Origin of the sequence: Candidatus Poriferisocius sp. (assembly GCF_965219775.1) — a bacterium.
Taxonomy (GTDB): Bacteria; Actinomycetota; Acidimicrobiia; order Acidimicrobiales; family Bin134; genus Poriferisocius.
In genome coordinates this window covers 1,061,915-1,081,720 of record NZ_OZ244793.1, presented here as the reverse complement: position 1 = coordinate 1,081,720, position 19,806 = coordinate 1,061,915, and the positions used below count along the sequence as shown (strand labels likewise).

Sequence of the window (19,806 nt, the reverse complement as noted above, 5' to 3'; positions counted from 1 at the left end):
CGACCCGGCCACCCGGTGTCACCGGTGAGCCCCGCCGCCATGGATCTGGATGCCTGCGTCGAGGGGGTGTTGGCTGCCGACCGCACCTGGCTGGGCCGGGCCGTCACCTTGGTGGAGAGCACCCGAGCCGGCGATCGGGCCCCGGCCACCGAACTTCTGCATCGTCTGCTGCCCCACGCCGGCGGGGCCCGGCGGGTGGGGATCACCGGCGTGCCCGGGGTGGGGAAGTCCACCTTCATCGACGCGGTGGGCACCAGCCTCACCGCCCAGGGCCACCGGGTGGCGGTACTGGCGGTGGACCCGTCGTCGTCGGTGTCGGGCGGCAGCATCCTGGGCGACAAGACCCGAATGCCCCGCCTGGCCGTGGACGACGCCGCCTTCATCCGCCCGTCGCCGTCGTCGGGGTCGCTCGGCGGGGTGACCCGCACCACCCGCGAGACCATGGTGGTGGTGGAGGCGGCCGGGTTCGACGTGGTGCTGGTGGAGACCGTCGGGGTGGGCCAGTCGGAGACGGCGGTGGCCGACATGGTGGACTTCTTCCTGGTGTTGATGCTGCCCGGCGCGGGCGACGAACTGCAGGGCATCAAGAAGGGGGTGTTGGAGTTGGCCGACGCCCTGGTGGTGAACAAGGCCGACGGGGCCAACGAGGTGGCCGCCCAGCGGGCGGTGCGGGACTACCGGGCCGCGCTGGCCATCACCGCCCCGGCTCATCCCCGGTGGGTGCCCCCGGTGCTGGCCGTCAGCGCCATCGAGGGGACCGGCATCGACCAGGTGTGGGGCCATGTGCAGGCCTACTTCCGGGAGCTGGCCGACGACGGCGAGCTGGGTCGGCGCCGGGCCGGTCAGCAGGTGCGGTGGATGTGGGCCATGGTGGACGATCTGCTGCGCGACCGGCTGCGGGCGTCCTCCGAGGTGCAAGAGCTGGCCGACCGTCTGGAGCAGCAGGTGGCCGACGGCAAGGTCACCCCCGCCGCCGCGGCCGCCGAAATCACCGGAGCGCTGTTTCGCTGACGCCTGGCTAGAGGATCTGGGAGAGGAACAGTTGGGTGCGGCGTTCCTGGGGGTTGGTGAAGAAGTGCTCGGGTTCGCCCACTTCCACGATCTCGCCGTCGGCCATGAAGATCACCCGGTCGGCGGCTTCCCGGGCGAAGCCCATCTCGTGGGTGACCACGACCATGGTCATGCCCGAGGTGGCCAACTCCAGGATCACCTCGAGCACCTCGGAGATCATCTCGGGGTCGAGGGCCGAGGTGGGCTCGTCGAACAGCATGATCTTGGGCTGCATGGCCAGCGAGCGCGCGATGGCCACCCGCTGCTGCTGGCCCCCGGAGAGCTGACCGGGGAACTTGCGGGCCTGCTCGGGGATGCGCACCCGTTCCAGGAGATCGGCGGCCCGGGCCTCGGCCTGGGCCTTGGGCATCTTGAGCACCTGGCGGGGTCCGAGGGTGATGTTGTCCATGACCGACAGGTGGGGGAAGAGGTTGAACTGCTGGAAGACCATGCCGGTCTCCCGCCGGATGAGGGAGATGTTGCGGAGGTCCTCGGAGAGCTCCACGCCGTCGACCACGATATGACCCTGGTCGTGGTGCTCGAGGCGGTTGAGGCACCGGATGAGGGTGGACTTCCCCGACCCCGACGGTCCGATAACCACCACCACCTCGCCGGTGCCCACCTTGAGGTCGATGTCCCGCAGGGCCTGGAACGAGCCGAAGAACTTGTTGACCCCGGCCATCTCCACGATGGCTGTGCGGTCACCGATCTGGGTGGCGTCGCGGTTGACGGTCGGGGCATGGGGCGTGTCGGTCATCGTTCTCCTACTCCCAGCCGCCGCTCGAGGCGTTGGCTCTCCTTGGACATGGTGTAGCTGATGGCCCAGTAGGCGAAGGCCACGAAAACCAGCGTCTCGGCATGGGTGGCGGCGATGAAGCCGTCCTGGGAGTGGATCAACTCCCGGGCCCGCACCAGCTCCACGATGCTGATGATGGACAACAGCGAGCTGTCCTTGAACAGGCTGATGATCTGTCCCACCATGGCGGGGATCACCGCCCGTAGCGCCTGGGGCAACACGATCAGGCGCATGACCCCGAAGGGCTGCAGGCCCACGGCCTGTCCGGCCTCCACCTGGCCCCGGGGCACCGCTTGGAGGCCGCCGCGCACCACCTCGGCCAGGTAGGCCGAGCTGAAGATGGTGAACATGATGATGGCCCGGGTCAGAAGCGACAGCGGGGTGTCGACGTCCAGGAAGAAGCCGATGAAGATGCTGGCCACGAACAGCAGGGTGATGAGGGGAACACCCCGGAAGAACTCGATGTAGCCCACGCACACCCAGCGCACCACCGGCAGCGACGACCGACGACCGAGGGCCAACAGCAGGCTGATGGGGAAGGCCAGGATGATGGCGGCCACCGAGGCCACCAGGGTGAGGTGCAACCCGGACCATCTGTCCCACCCCACGCTGGAGGTGTCGCCGATGAGCCAGTAGACGACCCGCACGGCCACCACGGCCACCACCACGGCCGTCACCTGCATCACCTGCCTGCATCGCGCCAGCACCTGGGGGGTGACCAGGCGTTCCCGGTGCGACATGGGCCACATCACCATCGACCCCAGATGGCGGGTGAAATCCCGGGTGCCGGCCAACCGAAAGGCAGCCCCCGCGACCAGGGCGCTGGTCCACCACCAACTGATGCCCCCGGTGCCGGTCAGCACCTGGAACGACACGATGGCGGCCAGGCCGGCCACGAACCAGCCCACCGGGCGGAGCCTGCGGGGCGCGCGCAGGAGCACCTGGCGCAGCCCAAGGCCGAGGGCCACCGCCGAGAGGGTGAACAGGGTGGGCCAGATGGTGCCGGTGAAGGCCAGGATGACGGCCAGCAAGGCCACAATGGGCCAGTAGCGTCGGGCCAGGCCCACCGCAGTGACCCGTTCGGCGGGCACACCGATCTCGTCGGCCCGGTCCCGGGCCGCGGCCAGCACCATGCCCCAGGCCATCCCGATGGACGAGGCCAGCAGGTAGGTCTGTACCACCAGGCGCCACTGTTCCGAGCGGGGGAACGTGCCGATCATCAACAGGGTGAGGTTGGCGCGCACCGACTGCCACTGCCCGGAGGCGAACAGGAACTTCCCGCCCCGATAGGCGAGGTACACGCCGACCGCCGACAGCAGGATGGTGATCAGCGCGTTGTACCAGGTGTTGAACAGGTCCTTGCGCAGCCGAGGCACCCGTACGGCCATCACCCCGGCGACGCCGGAGCCCACCATGCCCCAGCCGAACACCGTGGTGGGCCCGGAGGTGGCCACCATCACGAGGCCGAGGGCGGCGGCGACCACCCCTATCACGGTGCCCGCGCCCCGACCCGCCGGGGGGTGGGGCGCCGAGGGTCTCGTGATCGGCGCAGAGGGCGCCGAAGACGCTGATGATGCAGAGGACACGGTGGGGGCGGTCATCGTTCTTTGAGCTGGATGGAGCGGTTGTAGAGGTTGAGGATGAACGAGATGATCAGGCTGATGGCCAGGTAGATGGCCAACAGGATCCCGATGAGTTGTGGCGCGGGGTTCCCGTTGCCGATGGCGGTTTGCACCAACAAAGTGGTGTCGAAGTAGCCGACGGTGATGGCCAGGGAGGTGTTCTTGGCCAGGTTCAGGCACTCACTGATATAGGGCGGCACCGCGATCCGCAGCGCCTGGGGCAGGATCACATGGCGGTACTGCTGTGATGACCGCAGACCGATGGCCGAGGCCGCCTCGCCCTGGCCCCGGGGCAGGGCCAAGATGGACCCCCGCACGATCTCGGCCACGAAGCTGGCGGTGTAGAAGCCCAGGGCGATGGTGAGGGCCAGGTAGCCGGAGTTGGTGGCGAAGCCGCCCGAAATCCGCCGTCCGCTCTCGGAAATGGCGGGCCACGACCACTGGTAGGGCGCGTCGAGGGCCACGAAGCTCACCACGGCGATCAACGCGAATGCCCCCAGCGACCACAGCACCCGGCGATGGGGCCGGCCGGTGGCGGTGTTGCGAAGGGTTCGCCACCGCCACACGGCCGCGGCCACCACCGCGCCCGCCAACACCAGCAGCCAGAACGAGCCGGTGGCCCCGTCGGCGGCCAGGGAGGGAACGCCCCATCTGTCCTTGCTGATGATCAGGTAGTTGCTGTCGCTACCCGGCCAACGCCCTTCCCACGGGTACTGGCCCCGGCTGATGGCCCAGGCGGGCAGGGGGCCGAAGGTGAACAGGGCGAAGCCGAAGAAGACGATCACCACCAAAGGGGGGATGTTGCGCAGGGTCTCCACGTACACCGAGGCCAGCCAGGCCACCAGCTTGTTGGAGGAGAGGCGGGCGATGCCCACGAACAGGCCGATCACCGAGGCCATGAGGATGCCCACCACCGAGGCCAAGGCGGTGTTCTTCACGCCGACGACGATGGCCTGCCAGAGGGGGTTGCGGGCATCGAATCCGGCGTCGCGGATCTCGAAGTTGGTCGGGCCCTGCAGCATGTCGAAGTCCCGGGGGATGCCGGTCTCGTCCATGCCGGTGACCAAGTTGTGGAACAGCCACCGCAGCGTGGCGATCACCACCACCGCCATTGCCACCTGGCCCACGACCCGCAGCACCCGCACGTCCCGCCACAAGTCGCCCACCACCATCACCACGGTGGCGGCGGGAACGGCGACGGTGAAGAACCACCCGAGGATGAGCTCCACCATGTCGGCCGAGTCCGTCCGGAGCCCCCAGCCCAGCCAGAAGGAGCCCCCGCCGATCACGGCCACCAACAAGAGGTCGATCAGTCCGGCCCGCAGCCGTGCCCCAGGGGTCGCCGGAATCCCGCCGGCTCCGAGCCGGTTCCCAGCGTCGGGCCCCGTGGTTGTCTTCCCTTCCGGCACTCAGCTCACATTACGCAGTGGCGCCGGCCCGGTGAGGGACCAGGCCCCGAACGCGCCAGGGGCGACCCCGAAGGGCCGCCCCTGTACGAGTGCTTTTGCCTCGGCTACTGCGCCGGACGGCTCAGCCTCCGACGCTCACCAGGCTCCTGGCCGAGAACCCCTAGCGGTAGGGCGGGACGTACATGAGCCCGCCGTTGGTCCACAGGTCGTTCACGCTTCCGGACAGCGTGCCCAGTTGGGGATGCCGGTTGAAGATCTCCTCGTAGTTGCCCACCTGCGAAACCACCTGAACGGCGAAGTCGGAGGGAAGGCCGAGACCGGGATCGAAGTTGTCGTTCCCGAGGAAGTTCAAGATGTTGGGGTCGCTACCGCTGTAGGAGTTGATGTTGGAGGAGTCGAGGCCGAACTCCCACGCCTGCACGGTGGCCATGATGGCCCAATTCACGACCTGGGCCCACTGGGTGTCCCCGTCGAGCACCACCGGGCCGAGGGGCTCCTTGGAGAACACCTCGGTCATGATGTGCTGCTCGTCACCGCCCGATTGCTCGATCTCCAGCTTGAACACGCCCAAGGCGCTGCTGTCGGCGGTCATCGCCTCGCACTGCCCTTCGCCGTACGCCGGAACCAGAGTGTCGAAGCCCTCGAAGGTGATGGGGGTGAAGGGGATGCCCCGGGCGTTGAACACCGCGGTGAGATTCAACTCGGTGGTGGTCCCGGAGGAGACGCAGATGTTGGCGTCGGCCAGGTCTGCCAGTTCGGTGAGCCCGCTGGAGGCGGGGACCATGATGCCCTGGCCGTCGAAGTAGGTGGTGAACAGGAAGTTGGCCGACTCGCTGCCGTCCCGGGTGGCCGTCCAGGTGGTGTTGCGGATCATCACGTCGAACTGGCCGGTCTGCAGGGCGGTGAACCGCTCGGCGCTGGTCACCGGCACGATCTCCACCGCGTCGGCGTCGCCCAACACGGCGGCGGCCACCACACGGCACATGTCGACATCGAAGCCCTCGTAGGTGCCGTCGGGGTTGACGGCGGCAAAGCCGGGCAGATCGTCGCGAGAACCGCACAGCACCCGGCCTCGATTCTGGACGGCCTCGAGCACCCCTCCGTCCTGTATCCGCACCACATCAGCGGTGGGTTCCGTCGCGTCGGGCTCCGAGGCGGTCGGCTCGGGGGCCGTGTCCTCGGCGGTGGGCTCCGGAGCGGCACCGTCGTCATCGTCGTTGCCGCAGGAGGCGACCACCAGGGCGAAAGCCAGCAGGAGGCCGAAAAGGGCGAGCCAGCGGGAGGGGGACTTCAGCATGTTGTTGCTCCTTGCTGCTGAGGGGTGCTGCTGAGAAGTGCTCAGGACACAGGGTTGCCTTGCACCCTACTTCGGCGGATCCCCTTCCGGGAAGGCAGGCAGGAGCTTTTCGGGATCGACCTCTCGGGATCGAAGTCTCTGCGCCGCTAGGCGACCGCAGCCAGAGCGGCCTCCCGTTGGCGGGTGGAGCGGTGGACGGGGTCGGTGTCGATGACCGGGATGACGTGCTTGCCGAAGTTCACGATGGTCTCGCGCACCACCTCCATCGGCAGGGTGGAGGTCAGGGGGCTGATCACGTACTGATCGGCGCCCACCCGCTCGTACTGGCGGGACACGTGAACGCAGTCGTCGGCGTTGCCCACGCACAGCGTTCCGCCCTCGATGGCCATCTTGACCTCGTCGTGGGTGGGCTCGGGAATGACCGCCGGCCATTCGGGGATGCCCTCGGGCTTGGGGAAGGTGTCCAGCCAGCGGTACACCAGGCACTGGTAGTAGTACATGTGCCCGCGGGTGGCGTAGTCGATGGCGGCCTCCCGGTCGTCGAGGCAGATGCCGAAGCCCACGCACATCACGTTGTCGTGGACGTAGTCGCCCACCGGGTTGGTGCAGCTCGCGATCTCGTTCTTGTAGATCTCGATCAGGGGGGCGATGTCGTCGGGTGACCCGATGGTGAAGCACAGCACCCCGATGCCCAGCTTGCCCGCCTTCTCGAAAGTGCTCGGACTGCCGCAGGCCACCCACAACGGGGGGTGGGGCTTGGTGACCGGCTTGGGGAAGATCTCCCGGGGCGGCATGGAGAAGCTGTCGCCCTCGTAGCTGTAGGCCCCCTCACGCCACATGTGGGGGATCTGGGCGATGGCCTCGTCCCACAGGCCTCGGGTGATCTCGGTGTCGGCCAGCCCGGTGGCCGGATCCCGGGGGGTGCCGGGCATCCCGAACCCCATCACCTCGGTGGACGAGGACCCCCGACCGGTGCCCAGCTCGAAGCGACCGTTGGACAACACGTCGATCATGGCGGCCCGCTCGGCCGAGCGCACCGGGTGGTTCACCGGGGCGGTGATGTTGAAGATGGCCGAGCCCAGATGCACGTTCTCGGTGGTGGACGCCACCGCCGACAGGAACACCTCGGGCGCCGACATGTGGGAGTACTCCCGCAGGAAGTGGTGCTCGGAGGCCCAGATGTACTTGAACCCGTTGCGGTCGCAGAGCTGGGAGATCTCCAGGTTGTCGCGAATGCGCTGGGCCTCCCACTCGGGGTTGTCCTCGTAGCCGAAATCCGGCACGAAACACTGGGCGAAATATCCGAACTCCATGGTGGGCGACCCCCGTTCTGGCTTGTGGTGCGGCACTGTACCGGCGCAGGCCACCGGCGATCTATCCGAGGCGGCCATGCTCAGTCGGGGAGTACCGACTGCTCGGGAGGCGCGAGCCGACGGCCGAGGCCGGTAGGGTCGGCGCCCATGGTATGGACGTTGCGTCGGCCCGCGGCCCGGGTGGTGCTGCTGGATCGGCAGGGGCGCATCTTCCTGATGCGGGCCAGCGACCCCATCGACCCCCACAAGGGGCCGTGGTGGGAGATCCCCGGCGGGGGGCTGGGTCCGGGCGAGGACTCGGCCGAGTGCGCCCGCCGGGAACTCTGGGAGGAAGCCGGGTTCGCCGACGTGGAGGTGGGGCCCTGCATCTGGACCCAGCACGTGGAGTTCGACTTCGCCGGCATCCACTTCGATTCCAACGAGCGGATCCACGTGGCCTGGTGCCCCGAAGGGGGCGAGTGGGATCCGCAGCACCTGGAGGCGTTGGAGGCGGCCGCGTTCGAGGACGCCCGCTGGTGGGAGCTGGAGGAGTTGCTCCGCTCCGACGAGAAGGTGCTGCCGGAGCGGCTGCGGGAGTTCCTGCCCCCGGTGGTGGCCGGTCGGTTGCCCGAGACCCCCATCGACATCAGCCCCTGACGGGGGCAGGGGGGAGTAGGGGGCCCGCGGGGGCTCAGCGTGAGGTCAATCCTCGGGGAGCGGCTCCTCGCGGTCGGCGGCCCGCACCGCGTAGGCAAAGACGATGGACGGGGCCAGTACCAACGAGCCCACCAGCAAACAGACGATGGTGGCGGTGACCACGGGGTTGCGAAAGCTGGTGGCCAGGCCGGTGAAGAACAGGGCGGCCGCCACCAGATACAGCAGGTAGCCCAGCCGCTGGCCCGCCACGGTGAGCCGGCCGATGCGCCGGCGCCGGGCGGCCAATCCGTCCCCGCTCACGGGAGCCAGCCCGCGTCGGCCAACAAGGCCACCAGGTCGGATCGCACCCGGTCCAGGGAGAAGTGCTGTTGGGCGATGGCCCGATTCTGGCTCAACAGCTCGGGGTCGGGAGATTCGAGAAAGCGCCGCACCTCGTCCAGGCGGTCGGGGGAGAACCACCGGAAACCGAACTCGGCCAGCTCCCCGGCCACCGGGTAGTCGCCCACCACACAGGGACGGCCCCAGACGGCCGCCTCCACGGGGGGGTTGCCGAAGCCCTCCCACGTCGAGGGGAACACCACCAGGTCGGCGGCCGCGTAGATGTCGGGGGTGCGGGCCACCGGACGGTGGATCACCGGGCAGCGGGCTTCGGCCAGGAGCTGGGCCAGGGTGGCGTCGTAGCCCTCCTCGGCGTGGCCCATCAGCCAGTAGGTGCCCCCGAGCTGCTCGGTGACGGCGATGGCCGCCGGGATGTTCTTGCGGGCGATGGCCCGCACCGGGTGGACGACCAGCAGGGTGGGGTCGTCCACGCCCAGGGCGGCCCGCATGGCCGAGCGGTCCCCGTTGGGGCCGTGGGTGTCGAAGCCGTTGTAGATCACGGTGGCCTCGATGTCCCGTTGGGCGAACTGATCGGCGGTCAGCCGGTTGATCACCACGTGGCGCCAGGCCGGGTCGCGGGGGGGAAGCTCGGTGACGGCGGCGAACCGCTCCCGCTGCCAGGGAGGGTCGTGGTGGTGCAGGATGGCGGGCCGACCGGCCAGGGTGCGGGCCACCGTGCGGGCGGCGGCCAGGTTGAGGGGAATGGTGCAGAGGTTCTCCACCACCACCAGGTCCACGTCGGCCACCGCGGCGGCCAGGGCGTCGGGATCGGGGCCGTCGGGTTGGTCGATGCCCAGGCCCGGCACCACCCGGTCGACCGGGCCTTCGGCGGCCACCGTCACCATGTCGAAGCCGATGCCGGTCAGCAGGTCCTGCCACAGGCGGGCCACCACCGAGACGCCGTCGCTCAGCCCCAGTCGAAAGGAGAGCATTGCGCCTCGGGCCATGCCCCGAGGTAATCAGATGACGCCGGCGGGTGAGACCTTGGAGCCAAGGGGCAAGCCGGGGCGGCTTGCCGCCGGGGGAGCTGAGCGGCTTACCGGTCGGGCGGCTTGCCGCCGGGGGATTGTGGGGGACGGGGGATTGTGCGACGGTGGGAAGGTGGATGGGCCCGACGACTTCGACCGCACCACGGTGCGAGAAGCGGCTCGGGCCGTGCTGGCCGCCCACTGGGTGCCCGAGGGCTACACCGCCCCCAATCCGGCCACCTACCCCTGGCAGTGGCTGTGGGACTCGTGCTTCCACGCCCTGTGCTGGACGGAACTGGGTGACGATCGTGGCTTGGAGGAAATCCGGACCGCCCTGTCGGTGCAGGCAGCCGACGGCTTCGTGCCCCACATGAACTACGTGCGTGAACCGGGCGTGGCCGCCGATCTGTGGGGACGACCCGGAGCGTCGTCCATCACCCAGCCCCCGATGTACGGGCACGCGTTGGCCGAGATGGTGCGCCGAGGAGTGGAGGTGGAACCGGAAACCGTGGCGGCGGCCGAGTGGGGCCTACGGTTCCTGCTGTTCGACCGCGAGCGCCTCCCCGGCGGGCTGGTGGCGCTGTGTCATCCCTGGGAGAGCGGGGCCGACGACAGTCCCCGCTGGGACGACTTCTGTCCGGGGGGGTTCACGCGGGACCGCTGGCGTCCCATCAAGAACCGGTTGGTGGCCACCGTCGAGCGCAGCGCCTGCGGCTCCCCGGTGGCCAATCCGGCCTTCGATTGCGCCTCGGCGGGGTTCAACGCCCTGGTGGTGTTCAACGCTTGGGAGCTGGCCTCTGTCACCGGTCGGACCGAGGTCACCGAGCGGGCCGACGAATTGGCCGGTTGCCTGGCGGCCCAGTGGGACGAGCCACGGCGCACATGGGCCGACGCCGGGTTGGCGGCCACCGGGTCGGGACGGGCCCGTACGCTGGACGGGCTGTTGGCGATGCTGGTGGCCGAGGAGCCCGACCGGATCGACGCGGCGGCCGAGGCGTTGACCGACCCCGAGGCCTACGGCGGTGGGTGCGGCCCGGCCGGGGTGCATCGGGCCGAACCCGGCTTCGACCCCCGTGCCTACTGGCGGGGGCCGGCGTGGCCCCAGCTCAGCTACCTCATGTGGGTGGGCCTGTTGCGCCACGGCCGGCAGGAAGCCGCAGCGGCGGTGGCGGCGGCCACGGTGCGGGGGGCGATGCGCAGTGGTTTTGCCGAGTACTGGGATCCCGACGACGGCACCGCCGGGGGGGCCGTGCCCCAGGGCTGGGCCGCAGTGGCCGCCCTGATGGTGTGACGTCTCGGCGGCAAGGCCCCGGCCGAGTCGCGGCCCGGGGCGGCGAGTGCGCTACAGCCCGATGTCCTCCATGGTGCCGATTATCAGCAGGCCCTGGTAGCTGTGGACGTAGCAGGAGATGCGCCGACGCTGCTCGTTTCCTTCCCAGTCGGTGCGGCTGGGGGTGATCATGCCGATGTCCAATTGCGACAGCTCGTAGGCCAGGCCGACAAACGGCACGAACTGCTCGTAGCACCGGCTCTGCCCCCAACTGTCCACGGCTTCCTCGCCGGGGTAGGGGGCACCGCGGGGCGCATCGTGGATCAAGATGGCGTACACCTGGGCGTTGTGGGGGCGGGTGCAGCCGATGGCGGTGGTGAGCTGGGCGGGCAGGTCGTTGCGGTCGAGGTAGGTGTACTGGTTGAAGCACGTGCCCACCAGCAGGTCGAACGGTTCGGTCACGGTGCCCTCGAACCGGTCGCGCAGGTCTTCCTCGGTGGGCAGCAGATCGGGTTCGGCGGTGGGGGCCACGAACACGTCGTCGAGCAGAGAGTCCTCCGGCCCACCGCCGCCGCAGGCGCTGAAGGCCGCCAGCACCACCAGCGCCAGTCCCCATCGGGCCATCAGTCCCCATCGGGCTGCCCGTCCCCGTCGGGCTGCCCGTCCCCGTCGGGCCATCAGTCCCCACCGGGCCACCGTGCGCTGCAGCTCTGCCATCAGGTCGTCACCATCGGGTCAGTAGGAGGGCAGGACCCGATCGATGTGCCAGAAAGCCATGAACATCACCACCAGGAACGGGGCGGCCGACAGGGAGTAGGCCGGGAGCCGCTTCCAGCGCTGCCCGACGAACAGGGCCGAGAGCCAGATGGCCAACGCGGCCAAACTCCACAACACGGCCGGCACCACGGCGTCCCCGTCACCGTCGAGACCCTCACCGAAGGAATCGGAGCCCCCGCCCTCTGCGAGACCCTCGCCGAAGGAACCGGAGCCGGAGCCGGCCGGGAGCGGGCCCGCCGCCAGGGCTTGGGTGCCTGTGCCCCCGAAACCGGAATCGTCGGCTTGTCCCAACGCACCGTCGAGGGAGTCCTCTTGCGAGTCCCCCGGTGCGGGCTCGGGCGCCGAAGTCCCCGTGGTCTCGCCGACGGTCTGTTCGGTGTCCCGCCCGTTGGTGCTCGCAGGGTTGTTCCCCGGCGGGGCCTCCTGAGCCGCGTCCGGGGGGGCCGTATCCTGCCCTTGGGGGCCGTCGGTCTCCGACACGTCCTCGTCGGCGAGTTGGGCGGCGGCCGGCACGTCCTGATTGGGCCGGGCATAGGTGGGGGCGGGGTCGCCGACAAGCTCGGCCACCACGATGATCCGCTGGCGGGCGGAGCCCTTGGGGTGGCAGGCGGTGAGGGTGAGGCGGTTGGGGTGGTCGCGGAAGTCCTGGTCGAGCACCTCCACCGCGGAGGGGGCCACGATGAGGTGCCCGTAGCCGTTGCCCTGTTCCACCACCAGGTAGGTGAACTCCCCCTGGATGGTGGTGATGACGATCTCGTCGCCGGGGGCCAGTTGGTCGATGTCGCCGAAGGGGGCGCCGTAGGTGGTGCGGTGACCGGCGATGGCCACGTTGCCCGCCTGACCGGGCATCGGCGTGGCCGGGTAGTGGCCCGGCGCCTTGCGGAGGTCGCTCACCCGCACGCCCTCCACCACCGTCTTGTCCACATCGATGGCGGGAATCTCGATGCGGGCGATGGCCGTTCCCCGGTCCCGATAGAGCATGGACAACCACACCGGGTGCGGTTCGAGGGACGTTGACGGGCCGTCGGCGGCTGGAGGAGAGGCCACCGGCGAGGACGTCGGGTCGACCCCGGCTGCGGGAGCAGGAGTGGGAGCGGAATCGGCCGGATCGGGGTCACTGTCCGTGGGCGTTGCGGGGGACCCGGCAGTCGGTGCGACCGGCTCGGGGGTGGCCGGAGGCCCGGCCGGAACGACGGTTTCGGGTTCGAGGGCGTTGGAAGCCTCCAGCAGGTCGGCGAACTCGCTGTTGAGTCCCCGCTGCGACCGGGCCTCGATCACGCCGGTGCCCCAGAGCTGGAAGATCCCGAACAACAGGATGATCAGGCCGATGGCAATGACGGTCTTTCCCAGTGTTCCCAGCACCCGAGCAGCCGTCACGGCGAAATTGTACGAGCCGGGGGCAGCGTCTTGGCATCGCGTGGCCCCGAGCCACCCCTGGTTGCGGCGACGACCGGTCGGAAGCTGGGTACGGTGGGGGAATGAAGGTAGCTCTCAACGTTCGTGACTTCTTGGACCGGGCGGCGACGGTGTACGGGGATCGGGTGGGGATCGTGGACGAGCCGGATCAGCCGGCGGCCGGGTGGGGCGAACTCACCTACGCCCGGATGGCCGAGCTGGCTCGGGCCCAGGCCGCCGCCCTGGACGAGCACGGCGTGGGCTTCGGCGAACGGGTGGCCATCGTCTCGCACAACGCCGCCCGCCTGATGCTCTCCCTGTTCGGGGTGAGCGGCCACGGCCGGGTTTGTGTGCCCGTCAACTTCCGGCTGAACCGCCACGAGATCAGCTACATCGTGGAGCACTGCGGGGCCTCCATGTTGCTGGTGGACCCCGACCTGGCCGACGAGCTGGCCGACGTGGACTGCCGCCACCGCTACGTGCTGGGCGCAGAGGCCGACGAGGCCCTGTACCGCTTCGGGGAGGACCCCGAGCCGTGGACGCCCCACGAGGACGCCACCGCCACCATCAACTACACCTCGGGCACCACCGCCCGCCCCAAGGGCGTGCAAATGACCCACCGCTCGCTGTGGCTCAACGCCACCACCTTCGGCTGGGCGGCCGGGGTCAGCGACCGTGACGTGTACCTGCACACCCTGCCCATGTTCCACTGCAACGGGTGGGGCATGCCCTATGCCGTCAGCGGGGTGGGTGGCCGCCACATCGTGCTGCGCAAGGTGGACGGCGCCGAGATCCTGCGCCGGATCGAACGACACGGGGTGACCTACCTCTGTGGCGCCCCCGCAGTGGTGGCCGCCGTGCTGGACGCGGCCCAGCAATGGGAAGGGGAGATTCCCGGCGCGGGACGGGTGCGGATGACAGTGGCCGGGGCCCCGCCCCCCACCCGCACCATCGAGCGCATGGAAACCGAGCTGGGCTGGGAGTTCATGCAGCTCTACGGCCTCACCGAGACGGCCCCGTATCTCACCATCAACCGCTCCCGGTCCGAGTGGGATCACCTGCCACCGGCGGAGCGGGCGGTCAAGCTCTCCCGCCAGGGGGTGCCGGCGCTGGGGATCACCGTGACGGTGGACGACTCCGGCGAGGTGCTGGCCCGGGGCAATCACGTCCTCGAGGGCTACTGGGACCAGCCCGACGTGTCGGCCGAGGCCCTGGCCGGGGGCTGGTTCCACACCGGCGACGGCGGCCACATCGACGACGAGGGTTACCTCACCCTGTCGGACCGCAAGAAGGACGTGATCATCTCCGGGGGCGAGAACGTGTCGTCCATCGAGGTGGAGGACGCCCTGTTCGCTCACGAGGCCGTGGCCGAGGTGGCCGTGATCGGGGTGCCCGACGAGAAGTGGGGCGAGACCGTGAAGGCCCTGGTGGTGCTGGCCCCCGGGGCGGTGGCGACCGAGGCCGACCTGATCGGGCACTGCCGCAGCCGGTTGGCCCACTACAAGTGCCCCACGTCGGTGGAGTTCCGCGACGAACTGGCCCGCACCGCCACCGGCAAGCTCCAGAAGTACCGCCTGCGCGAGCCCTACTGGGCCGACCGGGAGCGGGAGATCAACTAGCGGCGTTTACGGCAGGGCCGGCCGGGAGCCTGAGCGTCACGACGAGATGGTGACCGGGGTGGCCACCTCGGCGAAGAAGTCGTTGCCCTTGTCGTCGGTCACGATGAAGGCGGGGAAGTCCTCCACCTCGATCCGGAACACCGCCTCCATGCCCAACTCGGCGTACTCCAGCACCTCCACCTTGCGGATGGAGTCCTTGGCCAGCCGGGCGGCCGGCCCGCCGATGGATCCCAGGTAGAAGCCCCCGTGGCGGGCGCAGGCCTCGACCACCGGCCGGGACCGATTGCCCTTGGCCAGCATCACCAGGCTGCCGCCCGCGGCCTGAAACTGGTCCACGTAGGCGTCCATGCGCCCGGCGGTGGTGGGACCGAACGAGCCGGAGGCGTACCCCTCGGGGGTCTTGGCCGGACCGGCGTAGTACACCGGGTGGTCGCGCAGGTAGGCGGGCATGGGCTCCCCGGCGTCGAGCCGCTCCTTGATGCGGGCATGGGCCAGGTCGCGGGCCACCACCAGGGTGCCGGTCAGCGCCAGCCGGGTCTTCACCGGATAGCGGGACAGCTCGGCGCGGATGTCGGCCATGGGCTGGTCCAGGTCAATGGCCACCACCTGGCCGCTCAGCTCGTCGTCGGTGATCTCCGGCAGGAAGCGGGCCGGGTCGGTTTCGAGCTGCTCCAGGAACACCCCCTCGGCGGTGATCTTGCCCAGGGCCTGGCGGTCGGCCGAGCACGACACCGCCACCCCGACCGGACAGGAGGCCCCGTGGCGGGGCAGGCGGACCACCCGCACGTCGTGGCAGAAGTACTTGCCCCCGAACTGGGCGCCGATCCCGAAGTGCCGGGTCAGCTCCAGGATGCGGTCCTCCCACTCCAGGTCCCGGTAGGCGTGGCCGGTGGCCGACCCCTGGGTGGGCAGGGTGTCGAGGTAGCGGGCCGAGGCGTACTTGGCCACCTTCAGCGTGTACTCCGCCGACGTGCCCCCGATCACCACGGCCAGGTGGTAGGGCGGGCAGGCCGCGGTGCCCAGGGTGCGCAGTTGCTCGTCGAGGAAGCGGGTGAGCGACTCGGGGTTGAGCAGCGCCTTGGTCTCCTGGAAGAGGTACGACTTGTTGGCCGACCCCCCGCCCTTGGCCATGAACAGAAACGAGTAGGTGTCGCCGGGCGTGGCGTAGATCTCGATCTGGGCGGGCAGGTTATTGCCGGTGTTGCGCTCCTCGAACATGGAGAGCGGGGCGAGCTGGGAGTAGCGGAGGTTGGAGGTCCGGTAGGTGTCGAACACCCCCCGGGCGATGGCCCGCTCGTCGTCGGCGTCGGTCAGCACCCGCTCGCCCTTGTGGCCCACCACCACGGCGGTGCCGGTGTCCTGGCAGCCGGGCAGCACCCCACCGGCGGCGATGTTGGCGTTGCGGAGCAGCTCGGTGGCCACGAAGCGGTCGTTGGCCGAGGCCTCGGGGTCGTCCAGGATGGCGGCCAATTGGGCCAGGTGACCGGGCCGCAGCAAATGGGCGATGTCCCGCATGGCCTCGGCGGTGAGCAGGCGGAGGGCCTCGGGGTCCACCTGGAGGAACTGGCGGTCGCCGAGAGTGACCGTCGACACGAAGTCGGTGGTCAAGAGGCGGTATTGGGTGGTGGTGTCAGGGGCGGTGGGGAGCAGTTCGGTGTAGGCGAAGTCGGCCATCAGCTTGCCTCGACGGCCTCATCTCAGCCGAGCGCCGGGGTTCCGGCGAACGGCGACGGATCGTCGGGAACGGGAATGACCGGCGGGCGCCAGCTCATGGCCCGGGCGAGTTGGGTGGCCACGTCGCGCCAGGCGGCCGGGTCCCAGCCCTCCGCGGAGGCCCGCAGGTTGAGCTGGTGGTCGAGGTGGACGATGGCGGGCACCGTTTCCAGGCCCAGGGCCCGCACCACCGAGCGGTCTTCGTCGGCAAACGTCAAGAACTCGCTGGTCCACGGCCCGAGATACTCCTCGGTCTCGTCCACGGAAGCGGTGACGAGGAAGGCCACCCGGCAGTCGGCGCCCACGAAGTTGCGCAGAATGCGCCCGGAGGTGTCGATGAGCCACGAACTCTCGTAGGTGTAGGGGTCGAGCACGACCATCACCAGGTGAAACACGGTCACCCAGTCGCCCATGGGGCGGGGCTCGCCGTTCAGCGGGGTGAGGGTCACATCGGCGTCAAGCGTGGTGGACATTGCCTGCGAAGTTACTCCAGGCCAAGGGCCGAAGCCGGTGTCGGGCCGAGGATCGGCCCGCAGACCCGGCGCCGGCGACGCCGAGGGCCGATACCCGCCGGTCTACGCTGGAACCGTGCATCCGATCGAGCATCTGCGCTACGTGGCCCGCACGCCCGGGGTGCCCCAGGAAGCGCTGGTGCGGGAGACGGCGGGGGCGCTGATGAGCTTCAGCAACGAGCCCGCCGGGTTGGTCACCACCTGTCGGCGTCTGACCGCTCGCCAGCCGTCGTCGGGTCCGCTGTTGTGGCTGGCCTCCCGGGTGCTCACCGCCACCGATCCCCCGGCGGAAATCCGGGCGTGCGTGCAGGCCATGGCCGATGACGACACCGCTCGGCTGCTGGCCCGCGAGCTGCCGCTGGACGGCACCGTGAGTGTGCTCGGGTGGCCGGACTTGGTGGGCGGTGCCCTGCGGCGGCGAGGCGACCTTCGGGTGCTGGTGGTGGACGTGTTGGGGGAGGGCCACCAGCTCGTTCGCCGCCTGTCGGAACAGGAAGGCCGGGTGGAGGAGGTGGCCGAGACCGGCCTGGGCGCCGCGGCCGCCTCGTCCGACGTGGTGCTGGTGGAGTCGGCGGCGGTGGGCCCGGAGGGGTTCTGGGCCGTTTCCGGCTCTCGGGCGGCCGCTGCGGTGGCGCAAGCCGCCGGGATTCCGGTGTGGTTGGTGGCCGGCCAGGGGGCCGTGCTTCCCGAGGCGCTGTGGCGGTCGCTGGTGCAGCGGGTACGGGGTCAGCAGGCCCTCGAGGGCGTGACGGAGGCGTGGGACGCCCCCGAAGAGGTGGTGCCGTTGGCCTTGGTGGACCAGGTGGCCGGCCCGGAAGGACTGACCTCGGTGGCCGAGGCGGTTGCCGGGGCCGACTGTCCGGTGGCCCCCGAACTGTTCGCCGCCGACGGTTGAGCCCCGGCTTGGCTGGGGGCCCGGCTTCTGGTGGCCATTCGATCACTTCGGCGGTCACATCGGTGAGCCACGCCCGGCCTGCCGAGTCCCGGGAGGCGGCGCTGTTGGCCTGGGGTGAGCGCAACCGGCGGGATCTTCCCTGGCGGCGCACCCGCGATCCCTGGGCCGTTCTGGTTTCGGAGGTGATGCTCCAACAGACTCAGATCAGCCGGGTGGTGCCCCGCTACCGGACGTTCCTGGAGGAGTTCCCCACCGCGGCGGCCTGCGCGGCCGCCCCCCCGGCGGCGGTGATCCGGGCATGGGACGGGCTGGGCTACAACCGCCGAGCCGTGTCGTTGCACCGATGCGCCCAACTGGTGGTGGCGGGCCACGGCGGCCGGCCACCCGATGGCCTGGCCGCGTTGTTGGCGCTGCCCGGAGTCGGCCCCTACACCGCCCGGGCGGTGCTGGCCTTCGCCTACGAGCACGACGTGGGGGTGGTGGACACCAACGTGGGCCGGGTGCTGGCCCGCTGGCAGGGTCGCCCGCTGACGGCGGCTGAGGCTCAGGCCGCCGCCGACGCCGCGGTACCCCCCGGTGGGGGTTGGGCCTGGAACCAGGCCCTGTTCGACCTGGCGGCCGAGGTCTGTACCCGCCGGGCGCCCCGGTGCGAGCAGTGCCCGGTGCGGTGGTGGTGCCGATGGCGGGGCCGAGGGGCCGATCCCGCCGACGGCTCGGCCGGGGTGAGCGGCGGGCAATCCCGGTTCGCGGGCTCGGATCGTCAGGGGCGGGGCCGCCTGGTGGCCGCGTTGCGCATGGGCCCGGTTGCCGGGGCGGAGGTGGCCGCCGCCTGCGGCTGGCCCGATGACCCGACTCGGGCCGAGCGGATACTGGGCGAACTGGTGGCCGAGGGCATGGTGGAGATCGACCGTGAGGGCCGGGCCCGGCTGCCCGAGGCGGAATCGGCCCACGGCAGCCGGTAACCTCCGTTCCGGTAACCCCGAGAATCGCAGACCGTGAGGGCAGAGCCTGCCCCTGGGTGAGGAGCCACCGTGTCCGACAGTTCGCCGTTCGATTCGGCTTTCTTCCGCCAGGTGTTGGGGCAGTTTCCCACCGGCGTCACCGTGGTCACCGCCGCCGGGCCCGAGGGACCGGCCGGGTTGGCCATCGGATCCTTCGGGTCGGTGTCGCTGGATCCCCCGCTGGTGATGTTCATGCCGGGCAAGTCGTCGTCCAGTTGGCCGGCCATCGAGGCCGCCGGCCATTTCGGGGTGAACATCCTGGCCGCCGACCAAACCGAGATGTCCAACGTGTTCGCCTCTCGGGCCGACGACAAGTTTGCCGGTCTGCAGTGGTCCTCCAAGGTGACCGGTGCCCCCATCTTCGACACCTCCCTGGCCTGGATCGACTGCGAGATCGACCAAGTGGTGGAGGCGGGCGACCACTGGATCGTGCTCGGCCGGGTGTTGGACCTGGGCGTGCAGCGCGACGACGTGGGCCCCTTGGTGTTCCTGGCCGGCTCCTACGGCACGTTCGAACCGCTGGGATCGTGAACTGGTCGTGACCAGGTAGGACCAAGCAGGACAGACCGAGGAGAGAGAGCCGAGCCGTGCCGCTCTACGCGTTGGGGGCCCTCGAGCCCGACATCCACCCGGAGGCGTTCGTTCATCCGCTGGCGGTGATCATCGGTCAGGTGCGGGTGGGGTCCGAGTCCACCATCTGGCCGGGAGCGGTGCTCCGGGGTGACGGGGCGGGCATCATCATCGGAGCCCGGACCTCCATTCAGGACAACGCCGTCATCCACAACACCGACGAGCTGCCCACCGTGGTGGGTGACGACGTGACCGTGGGTCATCTGGCCCATCTGGAAGGCTGCACCGTGGAGAACGAAGCGCTGGTGGGGGTGGGCTCGGTGGTGCTCCACGAGGCGGTGGTGGGACGGGGCGCGCTGGTGGGCGCCAGCGCGGTGGTCACCAACCACATGAAGATCCCGCCTTTGGCGTTGGCCGTGGGCGTGCCCGCCAAGATTCGGGAGGGCTACCTGGCCGAGGGTCAGAACCGGGAGGACGCCCTCAACTACGTGGCCCGAGGCCGTCGCTATCGGGCCGAGATGCGAGAGATCAGTCCGCAAGAGATGGGCAAGAGATGAGATTGTCGGGCTGACTGCCGGTAGGATT

Annotated in this window: 19 protein-coding genes; 8 read left to right on the top strand and 11 right to left on the bottom strand. The window is 70.0% G+C overall.

Translation table 11 applies throughout. The features are described 5' to 3' along the window. The first annotated feature begins 39 nt into the window (after positions 1-39). Positions 40-1,011: a methylmalonyl Co-A mutase-associated GTPase MeaB gene (gene meaB, locus ACOQPQ_RS04965; protein ID WP_420640358.1), complete on the top strand. Its 972-nt coding sequence runs from the start codon at positions 40-42 to the stop codon at positions 1,009-1,011. Positions 1,012-1,018: 7 nt separating this feature from the next. Here meaB and ACOQPQ_RS04960 read toward each other — a convergent pair whose 3' ends face one another. From ACOQPQ_RS04960 to ACOQPQ_RS04940, 5 genes are all read right to left on the bottom strand, one after another. Next, the gene (locus ACOQPQ_RS04960; RefSeq protein WP_420640357.1) at positions 1,019-1,732 is read right to left on the bottom strand and encodes an amino acid ABC transporter ATP-binding protein; all 714 of its coding nucleotides are present in this window, start codon (positions 1,730-1,732) and stop codon (positions 1,019-1,021) included. Between the two features lie 71 nt (positions 1,733-1,803). Continuing rightward, entirely contained in the window at positions 1,804-3,330 is a 1,527-nt protein-coding gene (locus ACOQPQ_RS04955) for an amino acid ABC transporter permease (RefSeq protein WP_420638339.1), read from the bottom strand. Positions 3,331-3,443: 113 nt separating this feature from the next. Continuing rightward, positions 3,444-4,877, bottom strand: a complete 1,434-nt coding sequence (locus ACOQPQ_RS04950; protein WP_420638338.1) for an ABC transporter permease subunit — start codon at positions 4,875-4,877, stop codon at positions 3,444-3,446. 160 nt (positions 4,878-5,037) lie between these two features. Continuing rightward, the gene (locus tag ACOQPQ_RS04945) at positions 5,038-6,174 is read right to left on the bottom strand and encodes an amino acid ABC transporter substrate-binding protein (RefSeq protein ID WP_420638337.1); all 1,137 of its coding nucleotides are present in this window, start codon (positions 6,172-6,174) and stop codon (positions 5,038-5,040) included. Positions 6,175-6,320: 146 nt separating this feature from the next. Next, entirely contained in the window at positions 6,321-7,487 is a 1,167-nt protein-coding gene (locus tag ACOQPQ_RS04940) for an LLM class flavin-dependent oxidoreductase (RefSeq protein ID WP_420638336.1), read from the bottom strand. Between the two features lie 147 nt (positions 7,488-7,634). Between ACOQPQ_RS04940 and ACOQPQ_RS04935 the strand changes: the two genes are divergently transcribed. Further along, positions 7,635-8,123 carry an NUDIX hydrolase gene (locus ACOQPQ_RS04935; protein WP_420638335.1) on the top strand — a complete coding sequence of 163 codons (489 nt, stop codon included), beginning with the start codon at positions 7,635-7,637 and terminating at the stop codon, positions 8,121-8,123. A 45-nt stretch (positions 8,124-8,168) separates the two neighbouring features. Here the strand turns inward: ACOQPQ_RS04935 and ACOQPQ_RS04930 are convergent, their stop codons facing one another. Further along, positions 8,169-8,423 (bottom strand): hypothetical protein, encoded by a 255-nt coding sequence (locus ACOQPQ_RS04930; protein ID WP_420638334.1) that lies wholly within the window; start codon positions 8,421-8,423, stop codon positions 8,169-8,171. Continuing rightward, positions 8,420-9,448, bottom strand: a complete 1,029-nt coding sequence (locus tag ACOQPQ_RS04925; protein WP_420638333.1) for a glycosyltransferase family 4 protein — start codon at positions 9,446-9,448, stop codon at positions 8,420-8,422. Before ACOQPQ_RS04925 ends, ACOQPQ_RS04930 begins: the two co-directional genes overlap by 4 nt. 154 nt (positions 9,449-9,602) lie before the next feature. Here ACOQPQ_RS04925 and ACOQPQ_RS04920 point away from each other — a divergent pair, with 154 nt between their 5' ends. After that, positions 9,603-10,760 carry an MGH1-like glycoside hydrolase domain-containing protein gene (locus ACOQPQ_RS04920; RefSeq protein ID WP_420638332.1) on the top strand — a complete coding sequence of 386 codons (1,158 nt, stop codon included), beginning with the start codon at positions 9,603-9,605 and terminating at the stop codon, positions 10,758-10,760. A 51-nt stretch (positions 10,761-10,811) separates the two neighbouring features. Here ACOQPQ_RS04920 and ACOQPQ_RS04915 read toward each other — a convergent pair whose 3' ends face one another. Together ACOQPQ_RS04915 and ACOQPQ_RS04910 are read right to left on the bottom strand one after the other, a co-directional pair. Beyond that, on the bottom strand, positions 10,812-11,456 hold the full coding sequence (locus ACOQPQ_RS04915; RefSeq protein WP_420638331.1) for a septum formation family protein: 645 nt from the start codon (positions 11,454-11,456) through the stop codon (positions 10,812-10,814). An 18-nt stretch (positions 11,457-11,474) separates the two neighbouring features. Further along, on the bottom strand, positions 11,475-12,893 hold the full coding sequence (locus ACOQPQ_RS04910) for a sortase (RefSeq protein ID WP_420638330.1): 1,419 nt from the start codon (positions 12,891-12,893) through the stop codon (positions 11,475-11,477). A gap of 101 nt (positions 12,894-12,994) precedes the next feature. Here ACOQPQ_RS04910 and ACOQPQ_RS04905 point away from each other — a divergent pair, with 101 nt between their 5' ends. Beyond that, the gene (locus ACOQPQ_RS04905; protein WP_420638329.1) at positions 12,995-14,530 is read left to right on the top strand and encodes an AMP-binding protein; all 1,536 of its coding nucleotides are present in this window, start codon (positions 12,995-12,997) and stop codon (positions 14,528-14,530) included. A gap of 36 nt (positions 14,531-14,566) precedes the next feature. Here ACOQPQ_RS04905 and ACOQPQ_RS04900 read toward each other — a convergent pair whose 3' ends face one another. Both ACOQPQ_RS04900 and ACOQPQ_RS04895 read right to left on the bottom strand, forming a co-directional pair. Then, positions 14,567-16,204, bottom strand: a complete 1,638-nt coding sequence (locus tag ACOQPQ_RS04900; RefSeq protein ID WP_420638328.1) for a fumarate hydratase — start codon at positions 16,202-16,204, stop codon at positions 14,567-14,569. 23 nt (positions 16,205-16,227) lie between these two features. Continuing rightward, complete coding sequence (locus ACOQPQ_RS04895; protein WP_420638327.1) at positions 16,228-16,716, bottom strand: hypothetical protein; 489 nt, start codon at positions 16,714-16,716, stop codon at positions 16,228-16,230. 115 nt (positions 16,717-16,831) lie between these two features. Here ACOQPQ_RS04895 and ACOQPQ_RS04890 point away from each other — a divergent pair, with 115 nt between their 5' ends. The 4 genes from ACOQPQ_RS04890 (at position 16,832) to ACOQPQ_RS04875 (ending at position 19,778) form a co-directional block, all read left to right on the top strand. Further along, on the top strand, positions 16,832-17,650 hold the full coding sequence (locus tag ACOQPQ_RS04890) for a hypothetical protein (RefSeq protein WP_420638326.1): 819 nt from the start codon (positions 16,832-16,834) through the stop codon (positions 17,648-17,650). Positions 17,651-17,712: 62 nt separating this feature from the next. Beyond that, positions 17,713-18,612, top strand: a complete 900-nt coding sequence (locus ACOQPQ_RS04885) for an A/G-specific adenine glycosylase (protein ID WP_420638325.1) — start codon at positions 17,713-17,715, stop codon at positions 18,610-18,612. 69 nt (positions 18,613-18,681) lie between these two features. After that, positions 18,682-19,182: a flavin reductase family protein gene (locus ACOQPQ_RS04880; RefSeq protein WP_420638324.1), complete on the top strand. Its 501-nt coding sequence runs from the start codon at positions 18,682-18,684 to the stop codon at positions 19,180-19,182. Between the two features lie 56 nt (positions 19,183-19,238). Beyond that, on the top strand, positions 19,239-19,778 hold the full coding sequence (locus tag ACOQPQ_RS04875) for a gamma carbonic anhydrase family protein (protein WP_420638323.1): 540 nt from the start codon (positions 19,239-19,241) through the stop codon (positions 19,776-19,778). The last annotated feature ends 28 nt before the right edge of the window (positions 19,779-19,806 follow it).